Annotated in this window: 10 protein-coding genes; 2 read left to right on the top strand and 8 right to left on the bottom strand. The window is 43.4% G+C overall.

Annotated features, from left to right (window positions below; all coding sequences use genetic code 11):
* Nucleotides 1–93: 93 nt before the first annotated feature.
* From BDI_RS01080 to panC, 5 genes are all read right to left on the bottom strand, one after another.
* Nucleotides 94–2004 (bottom strand): heavy metal translocating P-type ATPase, encoded by a 1911-nt coding sequence (locus tag BDI_RS01080; RefSeq protein ID WP_011965925.1) that lies wholly within the window; start codon nt 2002–2004, stop codon nt 94–96.
* An 89-nt stretch (nt 2005–2093) separates the two neighbouring features.
* Nucleotides 2094–2522, bottom strand: a complete 429-nt coding sequence (locus BDI_RS01075) for a Fur family transcriptional regulator (RefSeq protein ID WP_005861628.1) — start codon at nt 2520–2522, stop codon at nt 2094–2096.
* Nucleotides 2523–2620: 98 nt separating this feature from the next.
* On the bottom strand, nt 2621–3943 hold the full coding sequence (locus BDI_RS01070; RefSeq protein ID WP_008774105.1) for an MATE family efflux transporter: 1323 nt from the start codon (nt 3941–3943) through the stop codon (nt 2621–2623).
* Between the two features lie 98 nt (nt 3944–4041).
* Nucleotides 4042–4392, bottom strand: a complete 351-nt coding sequence (gene panD, locus BDI_RS01065; protein WP_005861624.1) for an aspartate 1-decarboxylase — start codon at nt 4390–4392, stop codon at nt 4042–4044.
* Between the two features lie 13 nt (nt 4393–4405).
* Nucleotides 4406–5245, bottom strand: a complete 840-nt coding sequence (gene panC / locus BDI_RS01060) for a pantoate--beta-alanine ligase (RefSeq protein WP_005861622.1) — start codon at nt 5243–5245, stop codon at nt 4406–4408.
* A gap of 100 nt (nt 5246–5345) precedes the next feature.
* On the opposite strand from panC, the gene BDI_RS01055 reads away from it, so the two are divergent.
* Both BDI_RS01055 and BDI_RS01050 read left to right on the top strand, forming a co-directional pair.
* Complete coding sequence (locus BDI_RS01055) at nt 5346–6170, top strand: glycogen/starch synthase (protein WP_005861620.1); 825 nt, start codon at nt 5346–5348, stop codon at nt 6168–6170.
* Between the two features lie 11 nt (nt 6171–6181).
* Complete coding sequence (locus tag BDI_RS01050) at nt 6182–7558, top strand: DUF4270 domain-containing protein (protein ID WP_005861618.1); 1377 nt, start codon at nt 6182–6184, stop codon at nt 7556–7558.
* A 139-nt stretch (nt 7559–7697) separates the two neighbouring features.
* On the opposite strand, the gene BDI_RS01045 is transcribed toward BDI_RS01050, so the two are convergent.
* From BDI_RS01045 to BDI_RS01035, 3 genes are read right to left on the bottom strand one after another with little or no spacing between them, the layout of a single operon-like run.
* Complete coding sequence (locus BDI_RS01045) at nt 7698–8990, bottom strand: glycoside hydrolase family 57 protein (RefSeq protein ID WP_005861616.1); 1293 nt, start codon at nt 8988–8990, stop codon at nt 7698–7700.
* A gap of 35 nt (nt 8991–9025) precedes the next feature.
* Nucleotides 9026–10294, bottom strand: a complete 1269-nt coding sequence (locus BDI_RS01040; protein ID WP_005861614.1) for a glycosyltransferase — start codon at nt 10292–10294, stop codon at nt 9026–9028.
* A 14-nt stretch (nt 10295–10308) separates the two neighbouring features.
* Nucleotides 10309–12243 carry a glycogen debranching enzyme N-terminal domain-containing protein gene (locus BDI_RS01035; RefSeq protein ID WP_011965924.1) on the bottom strand — a complete coding sequence of 645 codons (1935 nt, stop codon included), beginning with the start codon at nt 12241–12243 and terminating at the stop codon, nt 10309–10311.
* Nucleotides 12244–12371 lie beyond the last annotated feature (128 nt).

Raw genomic sequence — 12371 nt, 5'->3', positions numbered from 1 at the left:
TGTGTATTTATATTATTTTCTACTGGATTAAGGGGCAAAGGTACGAAAAAGAGATGAGTATGCGATGAAAGCGATCTCGAAATTCTTCACTTCTCAACGTTTTAGTATACGGATCGAATTAAGAACCGCCAGCAAAGATACACCTACATCCGCGAAAACAGCTTCCCAAAGCGTGGCAAAACCGAAGGCTCCCGCCACAAGGACTATCACCTTCACGCCAATAGATCCCACGATATTCTGACGGACGATATTCCGGGTAGCACGTCCGATAGAAATAGCTTCCGCTACTTTAGAGGGCTGGTCCGTTTGGATAACCACGTCCGCGCTCTCGATGGCCGCATCCGATCCCAATCCACCCATCGCAATACCGACATCACTTAAAGCCAGTACCGGCGCATCGTTCATCCCATCGCCCACAAAGGCAACCGACTTATCCGGCTCCGCCGTTAATCGCTCTATATAAGCGGCTTTATCCTCCGGCAGCAGATTACCATACGCTTTATCGACACCCAAACGCTCAGCGAATTGATTCACGATCTCTTGCTTATCCCCGGACAACAAGCAAATATCTTTAACATCCAAATCCTTTAACCGACGAATCGCATCCACGGCATCCTTCTTCAAGGTATCCGAAAGGAGAAGATGCCCCGCATATTTCCCATCGATCGCACAAACCACCACGGTAGAAACACTATCGGATAATTCCTTCGGGACAGGAATATCACGTTCGGCCAATAAACGAATGTTACCGACAAGCACCTGCCGACCGTTCACGATAGCCTCGACACCATGCCCTGCCAATTCCCGCATGTCAGTGATTTCCATCGGCACGCTATCTTGTTTTTCCGCATAGCGAACTACAGCCTGCGCTACCGGATGGGTACTTTTCCGCTCTACTGATAACAAAATACTCAAAAGATCAGAAACCGGGATCTCCGTGCTTTCCACCGTTGTGACCTCAAAACGCCCGGTAGTCAATGTACCGGTCTTATCGAACGCTACCGTATTTACCCGTGTGATCGCATCTAAATAATTACCGCCCTTAAATAATATCCCGGCACGAGAAGCGGCGCCTATACCACCGAAATATCCGAGCGGAACACTTATAACCAAGGCACAAGGACAAGAAATAACCAAGAAAACCAATCCCCTATATAACCAATCCGAGAAAACATACTGGAAAGAAGGCGTCACCATCCCTACCAAAGCAGGAACCGACACGATTAGAAACGACAGAAGAATCACGATTGGGGTATAAATCCGTGCGAAACGCCGAATAAACAATTCCGCCGGCGCTTTCCGCTCCGAGGCATCTTTCACCAAAGCCAAAATACGGGCCAAGGCACTTTGCTCGTACGGCCGATTCACTTGTATACGTACCGCCTGCCCCTGCACGATCATTCCGGCAAGCACCTCCTCACCCTCACGGATAGAACGAGGCATACTTTCCCCGGTTAATGCCGAGGTATCGAACTGTGCCTCGGCTTCCAATAAAACGCCATCCAAAGGCACACGTCCGCCGGGTTTCACCTCGATCCGCTCGCCTACTTTTACATCCTTCGGAGATACATTCATATATGTACCCGTCCGCCATACATCCGTTCGTTCCGGCCGGACATCTAACAAGTCACTGATATTCTTCGAGGCTTTATTCACGGCTAGAAGTTGCAACCTCTCTCCTACCGTATAGAAAAGCATCACGGCTACGGCCTCGGGATACTCCCCAATACAAAACGCCCCAATCGAGGCGATCGCCATTAACGAGAACTCACTAAAAAAGTCTTTCCGCAAAGCCGCTTCCCAAGCTTCTCGCATAACAGGAAGTCCTACCGGCAAAAAAGCGACCAGAAACCAAATGGCCTCTATCCAAGACTCAGCAAACCAACTTATCCCCGAGTACTTCCCGATAAGTCCTATCACCAACAAAACGAAAGAAATCGTCGGCATCCATAAACCGGAACTTCCGTGCGAATGGCAATGTTCGCATCCACATGTTGTACTCATAATCTTATCTATTTTAATTATTTACTTCTTGATTACGGTACAAAGGTAAGAGAAGGGAGTTGCAACTTGATTGCAAATTATCAGGGTTTCTAGGAACGTCGCTTATTACACAATGGGCAAACACCCTTTACCGTATAATTAATGGTATCCATTATATATCCTTCCGGCAATTGAGCGACCGGGATCTTGATATTATTCAAACAAGAGGTTTTACGGCATACCTCGCAGAAAAAATGAATATGCCTATCACCCACTGGGCATGTCTCCGAACGGCTCTGGCATATCTCATATTTTATAGAGCCACTACCATCTTCGAAAGAATGGATCGCATGATGTTCCAATAACAAGGCCAATGAACGGGAAATGGTCGATTTATCCAACGTCTCCAACTCCGCCTCCAATTCGAACAGGGAAGCCGGGCTGGTTCGTTCTGATAATTTTTGCAAGACAAGGATCCGTGCGGCAGTAGGCCGTACTCCTTTTCCTACCAACATATCTTCACATTGCTTCGTGGACATGAGTTACCTTTCTTATTTGATTACAATACAAAAATACGAACAATTTCCCAATATTCACAGTTCAAAAAAAGACGTACGTGTTTTTTCCCCTCATATACTTATATTCTTTTATTTTGCCAAGAGGCTTTCTTTAAATAGATTACGCTAGCGACGAGCAATCCACTATAGTAAATAGCCTCTGTCAAGAAGCATACGGCTACCGGCAAACGTAAACGCATCCCCGCGACATATACAAAAAGCACATACAGAATCAATACCGCCGCTTCCATAAAAAGCGCAGAACGTGTATTTCCCGTACCCGACACCCCGTTGAACGCCACATTAGCTACCGATCCGATCAATAAAGAACCGACAATCACGTAGACGGATGGAACCGAGGCCGCCACTAATGAAGCGTCATTCGTATAAACAGACACGACCCATCCCGGCATCAAACTGACAATAGCGGCAAACACGACCATAATGCCCAACGATAACTTACAGATCTTCCAGATAGTCGGTATAACTTGATTGATCGCTCCCGCCCCGATACTATTACTCACGAACGTGTTTGTCGTGGTCGCCAAGGAATTAACGGGAATCAACATCACGACGTAAATACTACGTACGATATTCGCCACCGCCAACTCCCGTTGCCCCAAATGCTCCACAGCGATAAAGAACATAAACCAAGTAGCGATAGACAAGAAATATTGCAGCATCGTGAACACGGAAATATCCAGCACCCGTTTCAACAAGCCAAAATCGAAAGAACGAATCTGGTTAAGCGCATATTTACGTATATCTACGGTAAGTCTCGTGTAAACCACGAAAAAGAGAATCGATACCGCCTCGGCTATGACGGAAGCGATAGCCGCCCCTTGAATACCCATCTTTGGGAATCCGGCATGTCCGAAAATCAAAAGATAATCCAGTAAGACATTCGTCATTGCCATCAAGACAGCGTTCAATGTCAACACCTTTGTACGGGTAATACCAATAAAAAGAGCCCGGAACATCACGTTCACGAAAGAGAAGAAGAAGCCAAACACACGCCAATCCAAAAATTCCTCCGTGGCATTCAAGATAGCGTCCGAAGAAATCAATACACGCATCACGTCTCCCGCGAAAAAACGAGAAAACAAGAACAATATAGCAGCCAGCGACAATAGGAAGAAAACGCCTTGTATCATGACAGGCCCTATCTGGTCATAACGTCCCTCTCCGTTTCTACGGCCAATCACGATTTGAGATCCCGTACTAAAACCGAAGGCGATCGTAAAAGCGCAGATATAATAAAGTCCTCCCATAGCGGAAGCCCCCAACTCGACTTCACCAACCCTACCTAGAAAAGCCGTATCAGTCACGTTTATCACGTTTTGCGCCAACAAGCTCAAAAAGATCGGGTAGCTAACATTCCATATATTCCTGTTCGTGTACATAACTCGCTTATTACTTAAATTTATGAAGATAAAAAAAGCCCGCCGCATCCCGACGAGCTTTTCTTATGATTAGAGATCTCTACAAAGCCTAGCGTCTGCTATATCAACTTATTTGTCGCCGTATCGGGAAATACCACGGAAGGCTTGAATGTTTTCGCCTCCTCGAAATCCATCATGGCATACGACATAACGATAATAATATCTCCGGGTTGAGCCTTACGGGCAGCCGCTCCGTTCAAGCAAACCACTCCCGAGCCACGTTCGCCCTTGATAATATACGTCTCAAAACGTTCTCCGTTATTATTATTCACGATCGAGACCTTCTCGTTCGCGATCAAATTAGCGGCGTCCAACAAATCCTCGTCGATAGTGATGCTACCGATATAGTTTAAGTTAGCTTCCGTTACCGTTACCCGGTGAATTTTTGACTTTACTACCTCTATAAACATGTATGACTTATAATTAGTATTTGATATTGTCGATCAAACGTACCTCTCCGCAATATACCGTGATGCAACCTACCGGATAATCGGTATCCGACCAGTTCTTGATAGACTCTAACGTATTGCCATCTACGATCTCGTAGTACTCAACTTCCATGACTGGATCGCTATTAATCGTATTGACAACATAGTCAATCACTTCTTGTACGCTTTTTCCGGGCACAAAGGTAGTACTTTCTTTTAACGTACGAGCAATTAACGGAGCTTTTTGACGTTGTTCCGGTGTCAAACGGGTATTCCGGCTACTCAAGGCCAAGCCATCGCCCTCACGAACGATCGGACAAGCATTGATCGTTACAGGGATATTCAATTGTTTCACCATCGCCCGGATCACAGCGATCTGCTGGAAATCCTTTTCCCCGAAATAAGCGTTATCCGGCTCTACGATATAGAACAACTTACTTACTACCTGCGCTACACCGTTAAAATGCCCCGGACGCTTAGCGCCTTCCATTACCTCAGATACCGTTCCCAAATCAAATGTACGGGTATCTGGCTCCGGATACATCTCTTCTACAGAGGGAGCGAATACATAGTCACAGCCGGCAGATTCTAATAACACACAATCAGCCTCCAACGTACGGGGATACGTTTCCAAGTCGTGTTTGTCATTAAATTGGGTTGGATTTACAAAAACACTGACTACACATACATCATTGTTTTTCACGCAATGTTGTACTAAGCTAAGATGTCCATTATGCAGTGCTCCCATGGTAGGAACAAAGCCAATTTTCTTATTATCCTGCTTTGCCTCAGCAAGATAAGCCTTCAAATCTTTAATACTATTTACTATTTTCATCAGATAGATGCTTAATTGACGGTGCAAAGCAACTAAATAATTACCGTAAATAAAAGATTTTTCGTATCTTTGTAGCGTCTTTATAAAACTAGTTTACAGAATGGATGCAAAAAAAATCTTGTTTATAGCCCAAGAAATCACTCCCTACCTTCCCGAATCCGAGATTGCGACAATATGTAGAAATTTGCCGCAAGGAATTCAGGAGCGTGGTCGCGAAATCAGGACATTCATGCCAAAATTCGGAAATATCAACGAGCGCCGCAATCAGTTGCACGAGGTTATCCGTCTGTCTGGTATGAATCTTATTATTGACGACACGGACCATCCTCTGATCATTAAGGTAGCATCCATTCAATCGGCCCGGATGCAGGTTTACTTTATTGACAACGAGGATTTCTTCCAACGGAAATCCACGGTCAGCGATGAGAATGGAAATGAGTATGAAGATAATGACGATCGTTCGATCTTCTATGTACGCGGAGTATTGGAAACCGTAAAAAAATTGCGTTGGATTCCTGATGTAATCCATTGCCATGGCTGGATGTCAGCGTTAACAGCTCTTTACATCAAGAGAATGTATGCCGATGACCCGTGCCTGCGTAATGCGAAAATCGTTTATTCGATCTACAACGATGACTTCAAGAACCCGCTAAACAAAGATTTCGCGACAAAACTGAAGGCGGACGGAGCCAAAGAAGCTGACTTGAAGTTAATCAAGGCAGATACAAGTTTTGTGGGCCTAACCAAATTAGCGATTGATTTCGCTGATGGTGTAATCCAAGGTAGCGAGACGATCAATCAAGAAGTCCTTGATTATATCTCTGCCAAGAAAGATACTCCTTTCCTTCCCTATCAGTCACCGGAAACTTATATGGACGAGTTCAATAAGTTCTACGACGTGGTATTGGATTCTAACACGAAATAATAAATGTAGTAATGAAAATCAAGCTTTTAATACTTGGACTTGGCCTTGGTGCTAGCATTTTGGCCGGGTGTAATGATGATTTTAGTTCGATAGGAACAAGTATTCAGCCAGGCGACGATACAATTGCGGTATATATGGACACGTTCCAGATACAAGCCACTACGGTGCAATTAGATTCTATTTACGCAAGGTCTACTAGCGCCCAGTTGGGTGAACTCTACGATCCGCTGTATGGTAACCTTGTATCGGATTATATGTGCCAATTCTATTGTCCGAGTGATTTTCAATTTAAGCATACACCTTATGAGGGAAAAATTGATTCGGTGGAATTCAATATATATTATAATGGTTCCAATAAAAACGGTGTATGGGTAGGAGACTCCTTGGCGCCTATGCGTGCGGAGATCTTTAAAATTACAAGTCCGTTACAAAAGAATTTTTATACAAATATTGACCCTAAGCAATATTGCAATATGCAAGAGTCAATGGGTGCTCAAGCTTATACAGCTTATAACACAAGTATATCCGACTCCCTTAGAAACTCTGATGGTTACAGCCCTCATGTAAGCATTAAAATGCCTACTGAGTTCGGACAAAAATTTTATGATGAAACGATTAATAATCCGGGTACATTCAAGAATCAAGAAACTTTCAATGAGTTTTTCCCGGGGCTTTATGTAACAACTACCTTCGGTAGTGGTAATATATTGTCCGTGGCTAGCTCTGTCCTTAAGATATATTATAATTATGCGGTTAAAAGCACAGCAGGAAAAGACTCTTTAATAACCACGTGGGAAGCTTTCTCCGTCACTAAAGAGGTCATTCAGCTAAGTCGTTTCAAAAATACGGATATGAGTCAATTGCTACAACCGAACGACAGCTATGCATTTTTTAAGACTCCTGCCGGCGTTTGTACACGCATCGTTCTTCCGACACAGGAAATTACTCCGATCATGGAAAAACGTATCGTGAATAATTTACCACTAGAGTTAAAAGCGATGCCGCAAGAAGATTGGCAATATGCGCTGGCTCCTCCTCCTTATTTATTGATCTTGCCGGAGGATTCTGTAAAGAGTTTCTTTGAGGGTAGTCAAATTGACAATAATGTAACCTCGTTTCTATCCAAGGCTTACGATGCGACTACTCGTACGTACTCATTCCCGAATCTTGCCAATTTATTAAAATATCAGATGGAGAATAATCCGGACAAAGATTTGAGTTTACTTCTTATCCCTGTTCAACGGACAACGACCACAGGTAACAGTTACGGTCAAAGTACAGTTGTTACAACAGCCATCACGAATTATCTAGCTCCCTCAGGTGTAAAGATACGAAAGGATGAAGAGGTGATGAAAATTGGTATTACATCATGTAAATATGTCAGATAGCAAAGAATCTATATAATAAAAAAAGCGAGATGTTTTTCATCTCGCTTTTTTTATATCCGTATCTCTAAGGCAAAAAATAACGGGTCCCTAAAAGGACCCGTCACTCTCCAAAAATAGTCTAGTCAAATCAATTAACGACTTATTTCTTCGCCGCCTTCTTTTTTAATTTATCTAATTCTTTCTGTAGACTCTCGATTTCCTCTCCTTGATTCTTAATCGTAGAAAGCAATGAATTCAATTCCTCATTCTCTATATTCTCCGGGAATTCCGCATTTACACGAACAATGAAATCGGAAAGAACATTCATATAGTTATTAAATGCATCATACGGATTATCGTAAGGGCTAAAGCCACCTTGTCCCATATGCTTTGTACTCATATAATAGAAATGGTCACTGCTCTGCAGATAGTACCAGTCCTGACGGATACGACGAGTCTGAGACAAACGAACACGTTCACCGATCTCATTAATCTTACGGAACGCTTCCTGCTGCAATACATTTCCTAACCAAGAACTACAATCTCTCTCCTCATCTACCCAAGAGATCGGATAAGGAACGGAGATAGAGTCTACCGGCTTGATCAATGTAAATACTTCCGATGGAGTAGAGAAGCTAATCCCCTTATCCGCAGCAAAACGAGGCAAAGCCTTGAAGAACTCAAAAATACCGGTTGAAGCTGGATGCAAAGATCCCAGCACCTCATAATTCATAAACAAATTAATGATTTGCTCTGAATCCGGAGTAGCAGCGATCCATGACATATACTTATCGGCTGTCAAAGGATACTCATTCCAACTATAATCACTGAAACGGTTCGATAAATCCTCGCTGAAACGGTCATTCTTCAATAATAAACTCAACTTCGGAGCTACGCAAGAAGAATACATATAGTTCGGACTCTTCCAACCTAAGATATGCTTAGCACCCTCCGTCAACATCCCCTTATAGCCCATCTCAGAAACCATAGCGGAAATATCATCCGAGTAAATCAACTCCGTATTACGGAACACTTTCGGTTTAACCCCGAATAAAGTCTTGATCTTATCTTCTTGTTTCTTTACTTGATGCTTGAACTCCTCCGGATCTCCCAAGGAAGAAAGAGAATGAGCATAAGTCTCAGACAAGAATTCCACATTCCCCGTAGCCGCCAATTCCTTAAAGCTATCGATCACTTCCGGAGTATAAATCTCCATCTGCTCCAACGCTACGCCGGAAATAGAGAACGCTACCTTAAACTTACCACCACTGGTCTTAATCATCTCCAAAATAGTCCGGTTAGCCGGCAAGTAACATTGTTCAGCTATACGATGGATAATCTCCTCATTCTGGAAATCATCGTAATAGTAATGGTCGTTACCTATATCGAAGAAGCGATATCTTTTTAAACGGAACGGCTGATGTATTTGAAAATAAAAGCAGATCGTTTTCATAATATTGTTTGTTTTATTTTTGTCTTGTCGTTAATTTATTTGTTACCTATCACATTGTCGTAAATACGACGAACCTTTTGTCCGGCATATTCCCATTTGATATTATCCACCTCTTTCTTACCTTCCACTTTCAAGAACTCATGCATGGCAGGATAAGTAATAATAGAATACATGGCATCCGCTAACGCCTCAATATCCCAATAATCCACCTTAATCGCATAATCCAAGATCTCGGCGCAACCGGATTGTTTAGAAATGATAGAGGGTACACCACATTGCATGGCTTCCAACGGAGAGATACCAAAAGGCTCAGAAACCGAAGGCATCACATATACGTCACTGGCTTTCAACACCTCATAGACCTGCTTGCCCTTCATAAATCCGGTAAAGTGGAAACGATCTGAAATATTACGTGCTGCGGCCAAACGAATCATTTGATCCATCATATCACCACTACCAGCCATCACGAAACGTGCATAAGGAGCCTTAGCCAAAACCTTTGCGGCAGCCTCAACGAAATATTCCGGCCCTTTCTGCATCGTGATACGACCTAAGAATGTAATAACCTTATCCTTTACACCCTTTTTATCTGGGATCGCTAAAATCTCAGGACTTAAAGGCTCTACGGCGTTATGTACGGTCGTTACCTTAGCGGGATCTTGATGATATTTCTCGATCACCGTCTGACGAGTCAAATTACTCACCGTTATGATATGATCTGCATTGTCCATACCATTCTTCTCAATCGCATAGACATCCGGATTCACATTACCACGGCTACGATCATAATCCGTAGCATGAACATGGATTACCAAAGGCTTACCACTCACATTTTTAGCGTGAATACCCGCCGGATAAGTCAACCAGTCGTGCGCATGGATGATATCATACTCTTCCGTACGAGCGATTACTCCCGCAACGATCGAATAGTTATTGATCTCTTCCAGAAGATTATCCGGATAACGTCCGGAAAACTCAAGGCACCCTAAATCAGTCACATGACGATAACTGAAATCCGCATAAATATGATCCCTGTACTTATAATACTGGTCAGCGTTCATTCCCGCTTTGGAAACCCGTTGCTGCACATATTCACGGTCAACATCCTTCCAAACAATCGGAACTTGGTTGACACCCACTATCTTTAGAAAGCTCTGGTCTTCATCGCCCCAGGGCTTCGGTATACAAAAAGTAATATCCATATCGGGCTGCATTGCCATGCCTCGTGTCAAACCGAAACTGGCCGTTCCTAAACCGCCCAAGATATGAGGAGGAAATTCCCATCCAAACATTAATGCTTTCATAATGGTACTTAGTTTTATTCGGCGTTATACTTCTTCAACAAATCCACAACACGGAGGATAGCCGCAACATTCATCGCAAAAGAGACAGCTCCACGTCCGGTAAACGGTGGGTTACCATCAAACAATTCCGGGATCGTCCCGATACAGTGTAATGACATCTCCTCCTCCAAGCTTATCAACATACGTTCAGCAAAAGCAACGCCACTCTTTCCGAATACACGCAAATAAGCTTCCAAATAGGCGCCTAACAACCACGGCCAAGCAGTACCTTGGTGATAAGCCAAATCTCGTTCATATTGCGGCCCCACATAATACGGGCGATATCCTTCGCTCTTCGGACTCAAGGAACGCAAGCCCTTCGGGGTAAGCAACTCTTTCGTCACGATATCCACTACGGCACGTTTCTGCATCCTCGTCAATGGGGAATAAGGCAATGCCACAGCGAAAATCATATTAGGCCGTACGCTCCAATCTACCGTAGAACCATTCACGGAATCGAACAAATAATTATACCCGTTCACAAAGGTTTCCGGGAACGATTTATCCATCGACTTGATAATCGGATCAATACCCTCGACAGGTACTCCCCCCATCAATTCTGTATAGAAACAAAGAGCATTATACCAAAGAGCGTTAAATTCCACTATATAACCGGAACGAGTTACAACAGGTTTTCCGTTTACGGTAGAATTCATCCAAGTAATCGCCTTATCTTTTCCATTAGCGAAAAGTAAACCATTCTCCATCAATTTCATATCGGGATGTTTCTGGTCCCGTATATAATCGATAACTTCTTTCACGAAATCGCCATATAGCTCACGTGCCTTTTCAACGCCTTCATGCTTAGCATACTGTTGGATCGCCCAGATCGCCCATAAAAAGACATCCGGATGCTCGATCTCACGAATCACCGCATCGAAACGCCCACTCTCCATATACGCCCGCATCGCCGGCATCGCCGTATGCATGATCTTCTCAAAACGAACCGGATCATCGATAGACAACGTACTACCCGGAAGAGCTACGAACAAATCTCTCGCACGTACTTTAAACCATGGATAGCCCGCTAATAGATAAGCGTCGTCTTCCTTGGGACGAAAATAAAATTGCTGAGCGGAATTCTTCAAGCAATTGAAGAAGCTAGTACGAGGTGTACGAGCTACGACCTCATTCTCATACAGTGCCTTCAAGCGGGTAGTTGCCACTGCACTATCGCCAGCGCTGAAAATAATAGTCTCCCCTTTTTTGATAGGGACCTCGAAATATCCGGGAACATACAAATCCTCCTGATAAGGATATCCCCTCTCTTGTTCTTTCGGATACTCGATGCCATTGTACCAATACGGCTCATACACAAATTTAACTTTCTTGTTAAATTGCATATACAGTTCCGGATAACCGGGATACATACATGTCTTGATTCCGTTTGTGACTTCCTCGTAAGATTGGTTCACGTTACCATTGGCTTGCGTTAAGTTCTTCACGCTACGGAAAGCGAGGAAAGGACGGAAACGTAAGGTCGTAGCGGAATGAGCATCTTCCAACGTATACTTAATCATGATACGATTCTCGTACATGGAAAACACTTTCTCTTTCGAGAAGATCACACCTCCTACACGGTAAAGCGTACGAGGTACTGTCTCTGAGCTATACTCGCGGATGTACTTATGTCCCTTGGGACTGAAATTATCGCCTGCATATTTATGCAACCCAAGATTAAATTCGGCACCATGTTGAATTACCGTCTCATCAAAAGAAGATAGTAACACATGGTTGTCATCATCAATCGCAGGCACAGGCATAACGAGTAGTCCGTGGTATTTCCTGGTATTACAATCAACAACAGTAGTGCAGTGATAGGCTCCCAAACGGTTGGTTCGAAGCACCTCACGAGTCAGCGACTCTTCCAGGTTTATCATTACTGTTTTGTCAAATTTAAGATAACTCATATGTGTATTTGGGTTTTAAGTTACTTTCTTTAATATCAAAATGAAATTATTTTCGTTTCTGAGAATCAAAAGTATTATTTAATAACTAAAAAAACAAACTGTCTTTTATATTTATTTAGAAAAAAAGG

Origin of the sequence: Parabacteroides distasonis ATCC 8503, assembly GCF_000012845.1 — a bacterium.
GTDB lineage: Bacteria > Bacteroidota > Bacteroidia > Bacteroidales > Tannerellaceae > Parabacteroides > Parabacteroides distasonis.
This window is presented reverse-complemented; position numbering and strand designations above follow the sequence as displayed.

What these genes read in the sequence shown, in the direction of transcription:
- BDI_RS01035 (WP_011965924.1), bottom strand. Translation starts at nt 12,243, where the DNA reads ATGAGTTATCTTAAATTTGACAAAACAGTAATGATAAACCTGGAAGAG.
- BDI_RS01045 (WP_005861616.1), bottom strand. Translation starts at nt 8,990, where the DNA reads ATGAAAACGATCTGCTTTTATTTTCAAATACATCAGCCGTTCCGTTTA.
- BDI_RS01055 (WP_005861620.1), top strand. Translation starts at nt 5,346, where the DNA reads ATGGATGCAAAAAAAATCTTGTTTATAGCCCAAGAAATCACTCCCTAC.
- BDI_RS01070 (WP_008774105.1), bottom strand. Translation starts at nt 3,943, where the DNA reads ATGTACACGAACAGGAATATATGGAATGTTAGCTACCCGATCTTTTTG.
- BDI_RS01050 (WP_005861618.1), top strand. Translation starts at nt 6,182, where the DNA reads ATGAAAATCAAGCTTTTAATACTTGGACTTGGCCTTGGTGCTAGCATT.
- BDI_RS01075 (WP_005861628.1), bottom strand. Translation starts at nt 2,522, where the DNA reads ATGTCCACGAAGCAATGTGAAGATATGTTGGTAGGAAAAGGAGTACGG.
- panC (WP_005861622.1), bottom strand. Translation starts at nt 5,245, where the DNA reads ATGAAAATAGTAAATAGTATTAAAGATTTGAAGGCTTATCTTGCTGAG.
- panD (WP_005861624.1), bottom strand. Translation starts at nt 4,392, where the DNA reads ATGTTTATAGAGGTAGTAAAGTCAAAAATTCACCGGGTAACGGTAACG.
- BDI_RS01040 (WP_005861614.1), bottom strand. Translation starts at nt 10,294, where the DNA reads ATGAAAGCATTAATGTTTGGATGGGAATTTCCTCCTCATATCTTGGGC.
- BDI_RS01080 (WP_011965925.1), bottom strand. Translation starts at nt 2,004, where the DNA reads ATGAGTACAACATGTGGATGCGAACATTGCCATTCGCACGGAAGTTCC.